The sequence below is a fragment of the Sinorhizobium sp. B11 genome, from assembly GCA_039725955.1.
Classification (GTDB): Bacteria; Pseudomonadota; Alphaproteobacteria; order Rhizobiales; family Rhizobiaceae; genus Rhizobium.
The window spans coordinates 3,637,594-3,653,293 of sequence record CP091034.1; the positions used below are offsets into that span (position 1 = coordinate 3,637,594).

Here is a 15,700-nt window from a genome sequence, read left to right on the forward strand (position 1 = left end):
ACAATGGCGTTTTCCTCTGGAGGAGAGAAGAAAAACGTTCAGGTCGCGGCATATCTCCGGGAGAGAGATATGATGCGCAACAATGGGAGGAGTATACATGATTTCGTTTTCAAGAAGACTATTGATAGCAGGCGCGGCGCTCGCCACGCTTGCTGGGGCGCCTGCATTTGCGCAGGAAACGGTGAAGATCGGCGTGATCCTGCCGATGACAGGTCCTTTTGCCTCAACCGGACGTCAGGTCGAGGCCGGCGCGCGCGCATACATGGCAATCAATGGCGACACGGTTGCAGGCAAGAAGATCGAGCTCGTGCTGCGTGACGACGCAGGCACGGCCGACCAGACCCGCCGCATCGCCCAGGAACTCGTCGTCAATGACGGCGTCAAGATGCTCGTCGGCTTCGGCTTGACGCCGCTTGCCATGGGTGTCGCCCCGGTTCTCAACCAGGCAAAGGTTCCGGCGATCATCACCTCGGCCACGACCTCGGCGATCATGAAACAGTCGCCCTATTTCGTGCGCACCTCGATGGGCGGTCCGCAATCCGCCGTTCCTGTCGCCACCTGGGCAGTCCAGAACAACCTCAAGCGGGTCGTCACGCTGGTGACCGATTACGGTCCGGGCATCGACATCGAGAAGGGCTTTACCGACCAGTTCAAGAAAGAAGGCGGCACGGTTGTCGAAGCACTCCGCGTTCCCCTGCAGAACCCCGATTTTGCACCCTTCCTTCAGCGTGTACGCGACGCCAAGCCGGATGCCCTCTTCGTCTTCGTGCCATCAGGTGTCGGCGCAATCTTCATGAAGCAGTTCGTCGATCGCGGCCTTGCCGATGCCGGCATCAAGCTGATCGCCACCGGCGACGTCACCGATGACGATCTCCTGAATGGTATGGGACCGGCCGCCAAGGGCGTCATCACCGGTCATTTCTATTCGACCGATCACGACAGCCCGGAAAACAAGGCTTTCGTCGCCGAAGTGCGCAAAGCCAACAAGAACATGCGCCCGAACTTCATGTCGGTCGGCGGCTATGATGCCATGCATGTCGCTTATGCTGCACTCGAAAAGACCGGCGGTGACACGGATGGCACCAAACTCGTCGATGCCATGAAGGGTATGGAATTCGTCAGCCCGCGCGGGCCCATCACCATCGATCCTGATACACGCGACATCGTGCAGGATATCTACATGCGCGAGGTCAGGGAGAAGAACGGCGAACTCTACAATGTCGAGTTCGCGACCTATCCGAAGATCCACGATCCGAATACGGCTGCCAAGTAAGCCCAGGGAACAGGCGGCGGAAGCAATTCCGCCGCCTGCATGCAGTGAGGTCTCATGCTGACAATCCTGTTCGACGGCATCGCCTATGGCATGCTTCTCTTTGTTCTCGCCTGCGGATTGTCGGTCACGCTAGGTCTGATGAATTTCGTCAATCTGGCGCACGGCGCTTTTGCCATGGCTGGTGGCTACGTCACCGTCATCATGATGAACCGCTATGGCATTTCCTTTTATTGGTGCCTGCCTGCCGCCTTCATCGTCACCGCACTCGTCGGCGTCGTGCTGGAACGGTTGCTGTACCGGCGCCTCTATTCGGCTTCACATCTTGATCAGGTGCTATTTTCGATCGGACTCGTCTTCATGGCGATATCGGCAATCGATTATTTCATGGGCGGGCAGCAGCAACTTATAAACCTGCCATCTGAACTCAGCGGCCGCTTCGACTTCCTCGGTATCGATATCGGCCGCTACCGGCTTTTCATCATCATCATCTGCGCGGTGCTGACAGTCGCGCTGCAATTGGCGCTCACCCGCACCCGCTTCGGCAGCCAGCTTCGCGCCGCTGTCGATGACGGACGTGTCGCACGCGGCATGGGCATCAATGTCTCCGTAATCTTCGCGCTGACCTTCGCGCTGGGCTCCGGCCTTGCCGGCCTCGGCGGTGCGCTCGGCACCGAACTGCTGGGTCTCGACCCGAACTTTCCGCTGAAGTACCTGATCTATTTCATGATCGTTGTCACTGTCGGCGGCACCTCGTCGATAACAGGCCCCTTCATTGCCGCGTTGCTGCTCGGCATTGCCGATGTCGCCGGCAAATATTACGTGCCGCAGCTCGGCGCCTTCATCATCTACGCCGTGATGATCCTCGTGCTGATCGTCCGGCCCCATGGCCTCTTCTCCCGGGAGGGCGGCCGATGAGCGGCGAACACAGCAACGCCTCCAGCAAGGCCATGGGACTCCTGAAGCGCGCCGGCCGCTGGCAGATCTGGGAATTCGCTCTCTGGCTGGTCGCCATCGCCGCGATCTTCACGCTGCCGTCGCAGATGCTGATCCTGACGGAGATCGCCATTCTTGCGCTCTTCGCCGTCTCTCTGGATCTCATCCTCGGTTATGCCGGCATCGTCTCGCTCGGTCATACCGCCTTCTTCGGCCTCGGCGCTTATGCCGCCGGTCTGTTTGCGATCTATATCTCAGGTGAGCCCGTCATCGGCCTGGTGGCCGCCGCCCTCGTCAGCGGCCTCTTCGGCTTGCTGACGAGCTTCCTCGTGCTGCGCGGCTCCGACCTTACCCGCCTCATGACAACTTTCGGCGTCGCCATGCTACTCGCCGAATTCGTCAACCAGGCCGCCTGGCTCACCGGCGGCGCCGACGGCCTGAGCGGCGTGATGCTGAACCCGATCCTGGGCTATTTCGAATTCGATCTCTGGGGCCGCACTGGATACATCTACTGCCTGATTGTGCTTGTCGTTCTGACCTACATTGCACGGCGTATCGTCAACTCGCCCTTTGGCCTGTCTCTCAAGGCGATCAAGCGCAACCAGCGCCGAGCCTCCATGCTCGGCATCTCGCCCACCCGCCGCATCGTCGCGGTCTATACGATCTCGGCTGCCTATGCCGGCGTCGCGGGCGCGCTGCTGACGCAGACGACCAGCTTCGTCTCGCCCGACGTGCTCGCTTTCCACCGTTCTGCAGAGGTGTTGCTGGTGCTTGTCATCGGCGGCGTCGGTTATCTCTATGGCGGCGTCTTCGGCGCCGTCATCTTCTCCATCCTGCGCAACTGGCTGTCGGTCATCACGCCGCAATATTGGATGTTCTGGATCGGCCTGGTCCTGATCATCATTGTTCTCGTTGGCCGCGAGCGTTTGAGCCGCTGGCAGACCTTGTTGCCCGGTGCTGCGCGCAACCGGCAACGGGCAAACATGCAGCATACCATTGCGGAGGAGAGCAAATGACGATTGCCCTCGAAACCCGTCATCTCGTCAAACGCTTCGGCGGCTTCGTCGCCACCAACGATGTCTCGCTGCAGATCCGCCAGGGCGCACGCCACGCCCTGATAGGCCCGAACGGCGCTGGCAAGACCACGATCATCAACCTGCTGACTGGCGTTCTGACGCCGAACAGCGGCGAGATCCTGCTTGCCGGCGAGGATATCACCGGCGTTTCCTCCTATCGCCGCGTCGGCAAGGGCCTGTCCCGCACCTTCCAGATCAACCAGCTTTTCGGTGATTTCACGCCGCTCGATTCCGTCATGCTGGCGATCAGCGAGCGCAAGGGCCATGGTCGCTTCGCCTGGCGGCCGCTTTCGGCAGACCGCGAAGTTGCCGATGAAGCAGCCGCCTTGCTGGAGCGCTTCCGCCTTGTCGATGTCATGGGCATGCCGACGACGCTCCTGCCCTACGGCAAGCAGCGCCTGCTGGAGATCGCCCTTGCGATCGCGATGCGGCCGAAAGTGCTGCTGCTCGACGAGCCGGCCGCCGGCGTTCCCGAAGAAGAGCGCCATGAGGTTCTCGGCATCGTCCGCGAACTGCCCGCCAATGTTACGGTCGTGCTGATCGAACACGACATGGATCTCGTCTTTTCTTTCGCGGACCGTATTTCGGTGCTCGCTGCCGGTGCTCTCTTTGCCGAAGGCACCGTCGCCGAAATCTCCAAAGACCCGCAGGTCAAAGCCATCTATCTCGGGGAGGATGCCTGATGGCCGAATTGCTTCGGGTCGAACGCCTCATCGCCGGTTATGGGGAAGCCCATGTGCTTGCCAAGGTCGATTTTACGCTGGAGGAAGGCCGCTCTCTGGCCTTGCTCGGCCGCAACGGCGCCGGCAAGACGACCCTGCTCAACACCATCATCGGCGTCACCACCCACCACGCCGGTTCCATCCACCTGCAGCAGCGCGACATCACCCGGCTGCGCGCGGAAAAGCGTGCTCCCCTCGGCATCGGCTGGGTGCCGCAGGAGCGCAATATCTTCCGTTCGCTGACGGTGGAAGAAAATCTGACGGCGAGCGCGCGGCCCGGCGCCTGGAATGTCGCCCGCATCTACCAGATGTTCCCGCGGCTGCAGGAACGTCGCCGCAACCTCGGCAACCAATTGTCAGGAGGCGAGCAGCAAATGCTCGCCATCGCCCGCGCCCTGATGCTGAATCCGAAGGTGCTGCTGCTCGATGAACCGCTGGAGGGCCTCGCGCCGATCATCGTCGATGAACTGCTGGCAGCGCTTCGCCGCATCGTCACCGGCGAAGGCATGTCGGCAATCATCGTCGAGCAGAAGGCGCGCAAAGTATTGCCGCTGACGGATGAGGTCATCGTGCTCGAACGTGGCGCGGTGACCTACCGCGACACATCCGAAGCACTTCTCGCCTCACCGGAAATCCTCGAAGCGCATCTAAGCGTCTAGCTTTATGCTTCGCGCGGCGGCACGCGGGTAATGCGCGCGCCGAGCGCGTTGAGCCGCTCCTCGATCCGCTCATAGCCGCGCTCGATCTGCTGGGCATTGTTGATAACGCTCGTTCCTTCGGCGCACATCGCAGCAATCAGCATCGCCATGCCGGCGCGAATGTCGGGGCTTTCCACCTGTGCGGCGCGCAGCTTGGACGGGCCGGCGACGATCGCGCGGTGCGGATCGCAAAGCACGATACGCGCGCCCATGGTGATCAGCTTGTCGACGAAGAACATCCGGCTTTCGAACATCTTCTCGAACATCAGCACCACGCCATCGCACTGCGAGGCGGTGACGATGGCAATCGACATGGTATCGGCCGGGAAAGCCGGCCAGGGCTGATCCTCGATCTTCGGAATATGCCCGCCGAAATCCGGCTGGATCTTCATCTCCTGACCCGCTGGCACGACAAGATCGTCGCCCTCGATGCGGCAGCGGATGCCAAGCCTCTCGAAGGTCATCAGCGTCGAGCGCAGATGCTCCACACCTGCGCGGCGGATGACGATCTCGGAACCGGTGACTGCAGCAAGGCCGATCAGCGAGCCAATCTCGTTATGGTCAGGGCCGATGCGGTGTGAGGCACCGCCGAGAGGCTGGCCGCCATGGATGATCATCGTGTTGGTGCCGATACCTTCGATCTTGGCACCCATGGCAATGAGGAAATGGGCGAGATCCTGGACATGCGGCTCGGAGGCGCAATTGCGCAGGATCGTCTTGCCTTCGGCGGCCACAGCCGCGCAGAGCGCATTTTCCGTGGCAGTGACCGACGGTTCGTCAAGGAAGACATCCGCACCTCGCAGGTGCCTGGCGCGAAAACTATAGGAACCGTTGACGCTGATCTCGGCACCGAGCTGTTCAAGTGCCAGGAAATGCGTGTCGACGCGGCGGCGGCCGATGACATCGCCACCCGGCGGCGGCAACGTGATCTCGCCGCAACGAGCCAGCATCGGGCCGGCAAGCAGGATGGACGCGCGAATGCGGGCGCACAACGCCGGATCGAGATCGGCCGGCTTGAGATTGCTCGCCTCGATCTCGAGTTCGTTGCGGCCGAGCCAGCGCGCCTTGGCGCCGACGGACTGGATCAGCTCGACCAGCGCTTCGACGTCGCGGATACGCGGCACGTTGGTCAGATACACGAGCTTGTCGGTCAGCAGCGAAGCGGCAATGATCGGCAAGGCGGCATTCTTGTTGCCGCTCGGCTGGATCTCGCCGGCAAGGCGATGGCCGCCCTCGACGATGTACTGAATTCGCTCATGCGGCTGGGCCTGTGCCACTACTGTCATCCTTGTTCGATTCGATTTTCAGGAGGCATATCTGCGTTGTCTTTGTGACATCGGAGTGATCGCCGATCGGGAAGAGTGGCTGTTCTAACAGCTGCCATGCGTGGTCGGCTAGAGGCAATGCGCGAGGACGAATCGATGAAAAACGGCGCCCTCCCGGGCGCCGTCGTTAACACCGTGGATGGTGGTGTCAGAGTTCAGCTCTTCTTGCTACGCCAGCTGTCGGCGTAATTCTCGCGAGCTTCACGGGAATAGGGAGTGGGCGAAACACGCACGCGGATTTCCGCCTGCTTGTGCGGTTCGACCGAGGTCTTGCCTGAGCCACCGTCGGGTTCGCCCCACACGAGGGTCAGCACATCGCCAACCTCAACATCGGCATCAACGATGCCGAGCGAGAGCATGCAACGCTCGTTGTAGCTGTAGCCATTGAACATCGACATGCCGACCATCTTGCCGTCGCGCATGATCTTGTCGGCGCTGGTCGAGGCATAATTCGGCTGAGGGAAATCGATCCACTTGAAATGATCTTCACCCGGACGGAATGCCGAGGCGATGACGTTGACGACATCTTCGGCATTCCACTCGAAGGTCACCTTCTTGCGGCCCGTCTGGCCCTTCATTTTCTCCAGTGCCGACTTGCCGATGAAATCGTCCTTCTTCCAGCCGATGTAGAAGTCGTAGCCGAGTTCGAACGGATTGACGTAATAGTCCTCGATATTGCTGGTAACGAAGCTTCCGCCGATGGCGCCAGTTGCCTCGTAGCTGTCGGCGCCGAGCCAGTCGCGATAGGCAGCCAGCATGCCGTCACCCGTATAGATGCCGGGCAGTGGCGACGGGATCCAGCCGGATTCCAGCGTATTGGTGGAATAGGCGCGGCTGCCGCAGCGTACGAGATCAACACCCGCCGCCTTTGCCGATTCCAGGATGACCGAGTGGATATAGGCCTTGTCCTCGTAGGGACCCCAGATTTCCAGGCCCGGCGCACCGGACATGCCGTGGCGCAGCGCATTCACGGTCTTCGAGCCGACCTTGATCTTGTCGACATGGAAGAACTTGATGTCGGGAATCGGTCCGCCATTCATCTTCTCGAAGATCTTTGGGGCATCCGGTCCCTGGATCTGATAGCGATAATGCGTACGCAACACCCGTTCGCCTTCCGGGCGCGAGGGCGAGCGCGGATCGTATTTGAGCCGCACGTTCCACTTGCCGTAAGCAGCGCAGAACATCAGCCAGTTGGAGGTCGGCGAGCGGCCGACGAGGATGAACTTATCATCGCGTTCGCGGAAGATGATCTGGTCGCCGATGACATGACCGGCCGGCGTGACCGGTACGAAATGCTTGGCGCGGTTCGTATCGAAATTCGAGAAGGAGTTGACGCCGTGATAGGCGAGGAACTTCTCCGCGTCAGGGCCTTCGACCGTCAACTCGTCCATATGGTGCGACTGATCGAAGAGGACGGCGGAGTTGCGCCACGCGGCCTGCTCCGAACGCCAGTTGGAGAACTCGGCCGCCACGACCGGGTATACATACATGCCGACCTTGGAATTGCGCAGCAACTCCACCGTATTGCCAGCCGACTTCAAAACTTCGGATAGGTTCGATCTCGCCACCTGATGTCCTCCCATTGGCATGCGATAATGTATACATGAAATGCCCAATGCGATCAGATTGCAAGCCTATTTTGTCCCGACAACGCCCAGGCCAATGCTCCGAAAATGAAAAAAGGCGGCCACAGGCCGCCCTTCAGAACCGGGAGTTATCTGAAATTACCGATGAATCAGCGCGAGTCCCCTGATCTGTTCGATCAGTGTTGGGTCTTCCGCCAGAATGTATTCAAGATTGCGCCGCGCCGTACGGGCATGCTCCCTGGCGATCGCTTCCGCGCGGCTGCCTTCGCGCGCTTCGATCGCGCTGACGAGCGCCCTGTGCTGGTCCTGGGCGGAGCGCAGCGAACGACGGAAGGCGGTGATATCAGCTTTGTCCGGCAGGAACGCCGAGGGCGAGGCAAAAGGCAGCGAACTTGCCCGCTCCACCTCACGCCTGATGATCTCGCTGCCGGCAAGCGCTGCAAGCTGATGGTGGAATTTTTCGTTCAGGTCGGAATAGGCATCGAAATCGACATCGTCGAGCTGCTCGCCGAAACAGGCGTCGAGCTTCAGCACCGTCTGCCTGATATCTTCGAGCGCATCGGGTGCGGCGCCGCGTTCCGCAGCGAGCCTTGCCGCCATGCCTTCCATGACACCGCGCACTTCTATGGAATCGACCACATCGGCAAAACCGAAACGGCGGACGACAAAGCCACCATTTGGCAGGCGATCGAGCAGCCCCTCCTCCGTCAGCCGGGACATGGCCTCCCGCACGGGAGTGCGTGAAATATCGAGCGCCTCCGCCAGCGGCACTTCGAAGAGGCGCGTGCCGCCCTGCAACTCGCCGCTCAAAATCTTTTCCCGCAACTCGATAACGGCGCGACGGCCATGTGTTGCGGCTTCACTCTGCTTCATCGGCGCCTCCAATCCCGGCTAAATGTATATAGCAGCCGGAACGCATACAAAACCCCACCCTGAGCCGGCATCCTAACACATAATTGTATGCATCATACCAAAGTCTCTTCGCCAAATTGGCGTTTATGAAAGTCGATCCACTCCCATCTCTTGACACAATGTATACATTTATGATGTCTGATTTGCGGGAGGAAAATCGATGGCAACGCTCGCGCTCATTCCGGGGCTCGTGTCCGACAGCATTGTCTGGGCGCCGCTTGCCGATGCCGTCGGGCACCGCATGCCCGTGCACGCGGCGGATGTTTCGCGTGCTTCCTCGATATCGGGCATGGCAGAAAATGTTCTCGCCGCCACTGAAGGCGATTTGATTGCGGTCGGCCATTCCATGGGCGGACGCGTCGCCATGGAAATGGCTCGTATGGCACCGGATCGCATTCGCGGACTGGTCCTTGCCAATACCGGCCACCATCCGAAACGCGATGGCGAGGAAATCAAACGCCAGCAAATGATCGATCTTGGTCATCGCAGCATGGATGAACTGGCGGATCAATGGCTGCCGCCCATGCTCCACCCTGGCCGACTGTCAGATGTCGGCTTGATCAGCCATCTGCGCACCATGGTGTTAAGGGCCGGCGCTGATGTCCATGAGCGACAGATTCGAGCGCTTATCAATCGGCCGAACGCCAGCACCTATATAGCCGAACTCGGCTGTCCCATCCTGCTCATTGCTGCGCGTCAGGATGGCTGGAGCCCGATTACCCAGCATCAGGAAATCGCCGAAGCAGCACCCGATGCAGAACTCGTCATCATCGAAGATGCTGGCCATTTCGGCCCCGTGGAGCGCCCGGCCGAGGTGACGTCCGCAATCACCAGCTGGCTGACGCGCAGATTTGGAGGAATTCATGCCTGAGAATAGCGGGACCATTCCCGATACGCCGCTTTTCGACCGCGCCGGCTCGATCCGCGGCTACCGCCTCAACAAGATGGCTATGGCGCTCGGCCAGGCGGAAAACCGCGATGCCTTCAAGGCGGATGAGGATGCCTATCTCACCCGCTTCGGCCTGAACAACGAAGAAAAGGCCGCCGTTAAAAGCCGAGACTGGCACGAGATGGTCCGCCTTGGCGGTAACCTGTTCTTCATCCTGAAGATCGCCGCTGTCGACCCGACGCCGATCACTCAGATCGGCGCCGCCCAGGCCGGCATGTCGCATGAGGATTTTCTCTACGAAAGGCTGGGAAAGAAAAGACATGGCTAGGATTATAGGTGGCCTTGGGACGAGCCACGTCCCATCGATCGGCGCCGCCCTGGACAAGGGTCTGCGCGACACCCCGGACTGGAAGCCCTTCTTCGATGGCTATGAAGCCGGCCAGCAATGGATGCGTGAGGCAAAACCCGATATCGCCGTCGTGATCTTCAACGACCACGGCAACAGCTTCTTCCTCGACCGCGTGCCGACTTTCGCAGTGGGCGTAGCGGAAACCTATCAGCCGGTCGACGAAGGCTGGGGGCCACGCCCCATCCCCGCCTTCGACGGTGCCGCCGATTTCTCCTGGCATTTTGTCGACAGGCTGGTCGAGCGCCATTTCGATCCGCTGGTCTGCCGCGAGATCGAGGTCGATCACGGCTTGCAGGTACCCATGGAACTGTTCTTCGGCCGACCGGAGCGCTGGCCGGTCAAGGTTCTGCCGATCTGGGTGAACACCATCCAGTATCCGATCCCCACACCGCAGCGCTGCTGGGAGATGGGCAAGGTGCTGCGTGAGGCGATCGAAAGCTGGCCTGGCGACGAGCGTGTTGTCATTCTCGGCACGGGCGGCCTGTCGCATCAGCTGCAGGGCGCGCGTGCCGGCTTCATAAACCAGGCGGCTGACCGCGCCTGGCTTGACGGTATCGCCGCCAACCCGGAACCTTACCGCGCCATGAGCCGCGAGGATTATGTCGAGCAATTCGGTTCCGAAGGCGCCGAACTCATCATGTGGCTGGTCATGCGCGCCGCCATGAACGAGCAGGTCAATCTCATCCACAAGCACTATCACGCGCCGGCCTCCATGACCGGCGCCGGCATGGTCGTGCTGGAAAACGCCGCCTGATGCCGGTCTTTTTCCTCATGCGCTGCCTGCATCATCAAGGGCAGGATACCGCCCGCGACCTGCAGCGCGCGGCCCATCGCGCCTGGGTCCAATCCGGTGGCGAAGGCCTCGCGGTGGTGCTGATCGGCTCTGCCTTGCACGATGACAATGGAGCTTCTATCGGCAATTTCGGCATACTGGAGACGGCAGGCCTTGCCGAAGCAAAAGCCTTTGCTGAAGGCGACCCTTTCAACAAGGCAGGCATTGTGGCAAAGATCGAACTTACGCCATTGCCGGCGACATTCCAGGCCGGGCGCATCAGCGATCCGATGACACCAAGGACATAGAATTCGAGTTCCGCACCAGCGGGAGGAGGTGCCCCGGAGAGGGGCAGATGAGGGGGCTGGCAAAGCAAGGTAGGGAACGATCGAAACGAGAGTGACGGTCGCTTGTGCGCTAAGGCCCCCTCATCCGCGCTATGCGGTCCCGAACCGATTGCTCACCCCTTCTGGGGCTTCCGCCGCAATTCCAGCACACGTCCGACAGTTTCTTCCAGCCCGCCAGTCTGCCCGAGACCGCACGCTCCGATGCGTTCCTGCACCTCGGCAATCTCCATCGCCAACCCGCCACGAAGCCCAAGCGCATCGAGCGTCGCAGCGCTTTCGCGCATCTCTGCCGCCCGCCGGCGCCCATGTCGCGTCGTGCGCTCCATCTGATATTCGGCAAATTGCGGCCAGTTGAGGCCAGGGAAAGAACCGGAAAGAGATGAAAGGATTTCTTCGTAGCAACCTGACGCCTTCGCCGCGAGCAAGGCCTCGACTGTGATCGCCTCCAATCCCTTGACGAATAGCGAGCGCACCATCTTGATTGCTGTCGCAGCACCAGCTGCCGGCCCCGCAATCTCGGCAGAAAACCCAAGGGCCAGAAGCTCCGGCAGCAACCTCTCAGCAGGAGCACCGGCAAGTAAAACGGGCGTCTGGTGTTTGCGCGGATGGACCGGCGCCATGACAGCCATGTCGAGATAATCGCCGCCTGCGGCTTCCACGGCGGCTGCCGTCTCCCGCTTTCGGCCTGGTGAAACGGAATTGATATCAATCATCACCTGCCCCTGCCGCAGATGTGGCAGGAGCGGTTCGACGGCAAGCAGGCTCTGGTCGGCGGTCACAGCGCTGAACACCCAATCCGCTTCCGAAAGTCCCGCGATGCCCTCGGAAATCTCGGCGCCACGAGCGCGCATCGCCTCGCGTATAGCTTCGTCCCCTGAGGCGAGAAGGATATCATAAGCGATGAAATTCAAACCCGGCCGGCTCAACCCTTCATGAAAGGCTCTTGCTGCTTCGCCATAGCCCAGAAACCCGATCCTCATCTCAGTCTCCTATTTTGCGAAGGACCACGCCGCGACGAGACGCTGCCGCAATCACGCAAAGACAAATCCGTCGAAGAGCTTGCGGGCGGTGCGCAGCACTGCGGCATTGCTCACGGCGCCGCTCCTGATCGTCGCGATCACGCTCATTTCTCCGGTCGGATGTTCGACCGAGATCAGTTTCTCGTCGCCATCAGGCACGACAGCCAGTTGCGCCGCCGGCCCTTCAGGCAGAAGGCAGGCTGTCGCAACGCTGACGGCACCGAGCACGCCGATCGCATCATGGCAGCGATGCGGAATGAAGGTGCGCGTCGAGATCGCACCCCCGGCCCTTGCGCGCGAAACCATTGTCATCTTCGGCAGCGATTTCTTCGCGACATCGCCGAGATTCATCATCGGCCCCGCCCGTAGCCGGATCGCCTCCAGCTTCGATTTGAGGTCTCCATTGGCTTCGAGCACGTCAGGCGTTTCTGTCCCGTCGATACCGAGATCACTGGCCAGCATGACGACACAGGGCATGCCGTTGTCGATCAACGTGCATTCGATGCCCTCGATAACGTCAACGACACGGCCGGTGGGCAACAGGGCTCCGCAGCTCGAGCCCGCCGTATCCGCAAAGGTGATCGGCACCGCCGCGGCCGTGCCTGGCACGCCATCGATGCGCGCATACCCCGCATAGGTCACCCGCCGATCCGGCGTGGCAATCTTCGCGGTGGCGATCTGTCCGGTGTTTTCCATGAAGATACGCACTTCGGTCTGCCCGTCCCGGGCCTCGATCAGACCGCGCTCGATGGCAAAGGGGCCGACACCGGCAAGGATGTTGCCGCAGTTCTGCGCATCGGTGACGATAGGCTCATCAACAAAGACCTGCAGGAAGAGATAGTCGATATCGACGCCGGGCCGCTCGGATCGCTTGACGACCGCGATCTTTGAGGTCAGCGGATCGGCTCCACCCATGCCGTCGATCTGCCGCGGATCGGGCGAGCCCATGACCCGCAGCAGAAATCCGTCACGATCCTCAGGCAGATCTTCCGCCAGGAAATAGCCGCCCTTGGAGGTTCCGCCGCGCATCCACATGCAGCGCACGCCTTCCCCAGCGCTGGGCCTAGACATATTTCAGCCCCTTCTCCGCCAGCCGTTCGCGCATCCTGTAGATATCGAGCCCGAGCTCGCCTGCGGCCAGCCGCCGGCGCTTCTCCTCTTCCGCCGCGAGCCGCTGTTCCGCCTTGTCAGCAATGTCGGCCGCCTCCTCCCGCCGCACCACGCAGACGCCGTCATCGTCGGCGACGATCACATCGCCCGGATTGACGAGCGCTCCGGCACAGACGACGGGTACATTGACCGAGCCCAGCGTCTCCTTGACGGTGCCCTGCGCAAAGATCGCCTTCGACCAGACCGGAAAATTCATCGCCTTGAGATCCGCGACGTCACGCACCCCGGCGTCGATGATGAGCCCGCGGCAGCCTCGCGCCATGGCCGAGGTCGCCAGGAGATCGCCGAAATAGCCGTCCTCGCAGGGGCTGGTCGGCGCAAGTAGCAGGAGATCGCCCGCTCTGATCTGCTCGATCGCAACATGGAGCATCCAGTTGTCGCCCGGTGGAGCAGAAATGGTCACCGCGCTCGCGGCAATCCTCGCGCCCGGATAGATCGGTCGCATGTAGCTTGCGAGCAGGCCCTTGCGGCCCTGCGCCTCGTGAACCGTCGCCACGCCGCAGGCAGCGAGGCGATCGATGACGGATTGTTCCGCCCGCTGAACATTCTGAACAACGACACCCATCAGAGCTCGTCCACCGTTCGCGGAAAGACTGACTGGAAGCCTTCCGCATGCGTCGCCTTGCGACCGCCCGACTGGCCTCCGGAATTGCGCATGAAATGGTTGCCGCGGTTTTCGGCGACATTCTTGTAATAGTGCCAGAGGTGCTCCTGCCCCTCCATGCACTGGATCGCCGCCCACTTCTTCTCCCAGACCGCCGAAATATCGAGGAAGACGTCGGGTTTCCATTCCATCTGCTCGGTCTGATGTGGCTCGAAGAGATAGAGCTGCGGCGCGCCGAGGACCTTCTCGCCGGGATTATGGCCCCAGGCCTGCGCGATCATCCGCGCCTCGAGCGCCACCTGCGTCGCGTACATATGGTCGGTATTGTAGGGATCCCACTTGGAATGGCTGAGCATGAATTCCGGCTGCACGGCACGGATAACATCGACCAGCCGGAACTTTGCCTCCTGATCGACGACCAGCGGATAGTCGCCGAGATCGAAGAACTGGATGTCGTGCACGCCGAGCGCCTTGGCGGCATTCTCGGCCTCGACACGCCGAGCCGCCTTCACCTTCTCCAGCGTCATCCCGGCATGCTTCCAGAGCTTGGCGCTCTCGCCGCGTTCGCCATAGGACAGGCAGAGAACGGTGACCTCGTAGCCCTTTTCCTGATGCAGCGCGATAGCACCGCCGCATCGCCAGACGAAATCCGCCGAATGCGCGCTGATGACCAAGGCCGTCTTCGCCATGAACTAGTCCTTCCTCGCCACGGGGGGCGTGCCATGCGTGTGAAATGTCTCGATCGTCTTCAGGCCCCAGGCCTGGCCCTTCTTGCGCTCGGTCTCCGTCCAGGTGACGGTCGGCCAGTCGGGCCTCAGGATCAGTCGCGCCCCGGCATTGGCGAGCTCGACGCGATTGCCCGCCGGCTCCCAGACATAGAGGAAGAAGGTGCCCTGGATTGCATGCTTGTGCGGGCCGGTTTCAATGTGGACGCCGTTTTCGAGGAAGATATCTGCCGCGCGCAGAATGTCCTCGCGCTGATCGACGGCGTAGGTAACGTGGTGAAACCGCCCCCTCGCCCCGGTATGGTCCTCGGAATAGGCGATATCATAGGTCTTGTTGTTGACAGTGAACCAGCAGCCGCCAAGCCGTCCATTGTCGAGCTGGATCTGCTCCGTCACACGGCTGCCGAGTGCCCTGGTCATGAAATCACGGATCGCCCTGACATCGCTTGCAAGCAGGTTCAGATGGTCGAGCCGGCGTGGGCTGGCGCCACGCCCATGATAGCGCTGGGCAATATTCTTCAGCGCCGGACGCTCCCCGTCAGGGGCCTCGTAGACATGCGTGTCGTAGTAGAGCTCGAAAACATGACCGTCCGGATCGGTGAAGCGATAGGCGCGGCCATGTCCGGCATCGCCCTCCACCCAGCCGATGCCGCAGCCCATCTCCTCGATCACTTTCACTCGCCGCTCCAGGGCTTCCGGAGACGAGGCGCGATAGCCGACATGACCGACACCCGTTGTGTGATGGCGCACGAGCTTCAGCGTATGGAATTCGTAATCGTCGAAAGCGCGCAGATAGGCGACGCCGTCTTCGATCAGGCTCGGCGTCAACCCGTAGACCCGCGTGAAGAAATCGAGGCTTTCGTCGAAGCGGTCGCTGTAGAGCTCAACATGCCCGAGATGAGCGACATCGAAGCAAGGCTCGGTCATGGGCCAAAACCCCAAGCGACGGCTTCGTCGGCTTTCAAAAATCTCATGACAAACCTCCTCGCAGGCGGATGCCTCCACGCTCACCTGTCGTTGAAGACACTAGGAAGGTTGGCAGCGGCGGGCAATTTCGTTCTGCTGACGGGTCATAAGCTGAGGTTACAGATCGATACGGAGCTAATCTGACAGGAGCGATTCCATTCCAGAGAATGCATACTTTCTGACTGAGGTCGTGACGAATTTATCGTGTTTTCATATCAAATCGACTCACAGTGATTGAAATAGAATTCATTATGTATACATTTTGAAAGGCGTG

Annotated in this window: 17 protein-coding genes; 9 read left to right on the forward strand and 8 right to left on the reverse strand. The window is 60.9% G+C overall.

Annotated elements, in window-relative coordinates; translation table 11 throughout:
- Positions 1-97 precede the first annotated feature (97 nt).
- The 5 genes from LVY75_28105 to LVY75_28125 are packed head-to-tail and all read left to right on the forward strand — an operon-like array spanning position 98 to position 4,663.
- Positions 98-1,273 (forward strand): ABC transporter substrate-binding protein, encoded by a 1,176-nt coding sequence (locus tag LVY75_28105; GenBank protein XAZ22642.1) that lies wholly within the window; start codon positions 98-100, stop codon positions 1,271-1,273.
- Between the two features lie 54 nt (positions 1,274-1,327).
- Entirely contained in the window at positions 1,328-2,188 is an 861-nt protein-coding gene (locus tag LVY75_28110) for a branched-chain amino acid ABC transporter permease (protein XAZ22643.1), read from the forward strand.
- On the forward strand, positions 2,185-3,222 hold the full coding sequence (locus LVY75_28115) for a branched-chain amino acid ABC transporter permease (protein ID XAZ22644.1): 1,038 nt from the start codon (positions 2,185-2,187) through the stop codon (positions 3,220-3,222). Before LVY75_28110 ends, LVY75_28115 begins: the two co-directional genes overlap by 4 nt.
- The gene (locus LVY75_28120; GenBank protein ID XAZ22645.1) at positions 3,219-3,965 is read left to right on the forward strand and encodes an ABC transporter ATP-binding protein; all 747 of its coding nucleotides are present in this window, start codon (positions 3,219-3,221) and stop codon (positions 3,963-3,965) included. Before LVY75_28115 ends, LVY75_28120 begins: the two co-directional genes overlap by 4 nt.
- Complete coding sequence (locus LVY75_28125; protein XAZ22646.1) at positions 3,965-4,663, forward strand: ABC transporter ATP-binding protein; 699 nt, start codon at positions 3,965-3,967, stop codon at positions 4,661-4,663. Before LVY75_28120 ends, LVY75_28125 begins: the two co-directional genes overlap by 1 nt.
- A 2-nt stretch (positions 4,664-4,665) precedes the next feature.
- Here the strand turns inward: LVY75_28125 and murA are convergent, their stop codons facing one another.
- From murA to LVY75_28140, 3 genes are all read right to left on the reverse strand, one after another.
- A complete protein-coding gene (murA, locus tag LVY75_28130) occupies positions 4,666-5,979 on the reverse strand; it encodes a UDP-N-acetylglucosamine 1-carboxyvinyltransferase (GenBank protein XAZ22647.1) in 1,314 nt (437 codons plus the stop codon).
- Positions 5,980-6,182: 203 nt separating this feature from the next.
- Positions 6,183-7,595 (reverse strand): aminomethyltransferase family protein, encoded by a 1,413-nt coding sequence (locus LVY75_28135; GenBank protein XAZ22648.1) that lies wholly within the window; start codon positions 7,593-7,595, stop codon positions 6,183-6,185.
- A gap of 156 nt (positions 7,596-7,751) precedes the next feature.
- Complete coding sequence (locus tag LVY75_28140; protein ID XAZ22649.1) at positions 7,752-8,486, reverse strand: GntR family transcriptional regulator; 735 nt, start codon at positions 8,484-8,486, stop codon at positions 7,752-7,754.
- A 199-nt stretch (positions 8,487-8,685) separates the two neighbouring features.
- Between LVY75_28140 and LVY75_28145 the strand changes: the two genes are divergently transcribed.
- The 4 genes from LVY75_28145 to LVY75_28160 are packed head-to-tail and all read left to right on the forward strand — an operon-like array spanning position 8,686 to position 10,903.
- Positions 8,686-9,396, forward strand: coding sequence for an alpha/beta hydrolase (locus LVY75_28145; GenBank protein ID XAZ22650.1), 711 nt, complete (start codon positions 8,686-8,688; stop codon positions 9,394-9,396).
- Positions 9,389-9,742, forward strand: coding sequence for an extradiol ring-cleavage dioxygenase (locus tag LVY75_28150; GenBank protein ID XAZ22651.1), 354 nt, complete (start codon positions 9,389-9,391; stop codon positions 9,740-9,742). The genes LVY75_28145 and LVY75_28150 overlap by 8 nt, the downstream gene beginning before the upstream one ends.
- The gene (locus tag LVY75_28155; GenBank protein ID XAZ22652.1) at positions 9,735-10,577 is read left to right on the forward strand and encodes a protocatechuate 3,4-dioxygenase; all 843 of its coding nucleotides are present in this window, start codon (positions 9,735-9,737) and stop codon (positions 10,575-10,577) included. Before LVY75_28150 ends, LVY75_28155 begins: the two co-directional genes overlap by 8 nt.
- Positions 10,577-10,903 carry a YciI family protein gene (locus LVY75_28160; GenBank protein ID XAZ22653.1) on the forward strand — a complete coding sequence of 109 codons (327 nt, stop codon included), beginning with the start codon at positions 10,577-10,579 and terminating at the stop codon, positions 10,901-10,903. Before LVY75_28155 ends, LVY75_28160 begins: the two co-directional genes overlap by 1 nt.
- A 152-nt stretch (positions 10,904-11,055) precedes the next feature.
- Here the strand turns inward: LVY75_28160 and LVY75_28165 are convergent, their stop codons facing one another.
- The 5 genes from LVY75_28165 to LVY75_28185 are packed head-to-tail and all read right to left on the reverse strand — an operon-like array spanning position 11,056 to position 15,387.
- Complete coding sequence (locus LVY75_28165; GenBank protein ID XAZ22654.1) at positions 11,056-11,922, reverse strand: DUF1932 domain-containing protein; 867 nt, start codon at positions 11,920-11,922, stop codon at positions 11,056-11,058.
- A 51-nt stretch (positions 11,923-11,973) separates the two neighbouring features.
- The gene (locus tag LVY75_28170) at positions 11,974-13,032 is read right to left on the reverse strand and encodes a 4-oxalomesaconate tautomerase (GenBank protein ID XAZ22655.1); all 1,059 of its coding nucleotides are present in this window, start codon (positions 13,030-13,032) and stop codon (positions 11,974-11,976) included.
- Positions 13,025-13,696 carry a 4-carboxy-4-hydroxy-2-oxoadipate aldolase/oxaloacetate decarboxylase gene (locus LVY75_28175; GenBank protein XAZ22656.1) on the reverse strand — a complete coding sequence of 224 codons (672 nt, stop codon included), beginning with the start codon at positions 13,694-13,696 and terminating at the stop codon, positions 13,025-13,027. The genes LVY75_28170 and LVY75_28175 overlap by 8 nt, the downstream gene beginning before the upstream one ends.
- Positions 13,696-14,424 (reverse strand): PIG-L family deacetylase, encoded by a 729-nt coding sequence (locus LVY75_28180; GenBank protein ID XAZ22657.1) that lies wholly within the window; start codon positions 14,422-14,424, stop codon positions 13,696-13,698. Before LVY75_28180 ends, LVY75_28175 begins: the two co-directional genes overlap by 1 nt.
- 3 nt (positions 14,425-14,427) lie before the next feature.
- The gene (locus LVY75_28185) at positions 14,428-15,387 is read right to left on the reverse strand and encodes a VOC family protein (GenBank protein ID XAZ22658.1); all 960 of its coding nucleotides are present in this window, start codon (positions 15,385-15,387) and stop codon (positions 14,428-14,430) included.
- Positions 15,388-15,700: the final 313 nt, after the last annotated feature.

Excerpts from the sequence above, each read along its gene's own strand:
- LVY75_28125 (XAZ22646.1), top strand. The coding sequence starts at position 3,965 with ATGGCCGAATTGCTTCGGGTCGAACGCCTCATCGCCGGTTATGGGGAA.
- LVY75_28115 (XAZ22644.1), top strand. The coding sequence starts at position 2,185 with ATGAGCGGCGAACACAGCAACGCCTCCAGCAAGGCCATGGGACTCCTG.
- LVY75_28150 (XAZ22651.1), top strand. The coding sequence starts at position 9,389 with ATGCCTGAGAATAGCGGGACCATTCCCGATACGCCGCTTTTCGACCGC.
- LVY75_28110 (XAZ22643.1), top strand. The coding sequence starts at position 1,328 with ATGCTGACAATCCTGTTCGACGGCATCGCCTATGGCATGCTTCTCTTT.
- LVY75_28155 (XAZ22652.1), top strand. The coding sequence starts at position 9,735 with ATGGCTAGGATTATAGGTGGCCTTGGGACGAGCCACGTCCCATCGATC.
- LVY75_28120 (XAZ22645.1), top strand. The coding sequence starts at position 3,219 with ATGACGATTGCCCTCGAAACCCGTCATCTCGTCAAACGCTTCGGCGGC.
- LVY75_28140 (XAZ22649.1), bottom strand. The coding sequence starts at position 8,486 with ATGAAGCAGAGTGAAGCCGCAACACATGGCCGTCGCGCCGTTATCGAG.
- LVY75_28145 (XAZ22650.1), top strand. The coding sequence starts at position 8,686 with ATGGCAACGCTCGCGCTCATTCCGGGGCTCGTGTCCGACAGCATTGTC.
- LVY75_28165 (XAZ22654.1), bottom strand. The coding sequence starts at position 11,922 with ATGAGGATCGGGTTTCTGGGCTATGGCGAAGCAGCAAGAGCCTTTCAT.
- LVY75_28175 (XAZ22656.1), bottom strand. The coding sequence starts at position 13,696 with ATGGGTGTCGTTGTTCAGAATGTTCAGCGGGCGGAACAATCCGTCATC.
- LVY75_28160 (XAZ22653.1), top strand. The coding sequence starts at position 10,577 with ATGCCGGTCTTTTTCCTCATGCGCTGCCTGCATCATCAAGGGCAGGAT.
- LVY75_28185 (XAZ22658.1), bottom strand. The coding sequence starts at position 15,387 with ATGACCGAGCCTTGCTTCGATGTCGCTCATCTCGGGCATGTTGAGCTC.
- LVY75_28105 (XAZ22642.1), top strand. The coding sequence starts at position 98 with ATGATTTCGTTTTCAAGAAGACTATTGATAGCAGGCGCGGCGCTCGCC.
- LVY75_28180 (XAZ22657.1), bottom strand. The coding sequence starts at position 14,424 with ATGGCGAAGACGGCCTTGGTCATCAGCGCGCATTCGGCGGATTTCGTC.
- LVY75_28170 (XAZ22655.1), bottom strand. The coding sequence starts at position 13,032 with ATGTCTAGGCCCAGCGCTGGGGAAGGCGTGCGCTGCATGTGGATGCGC.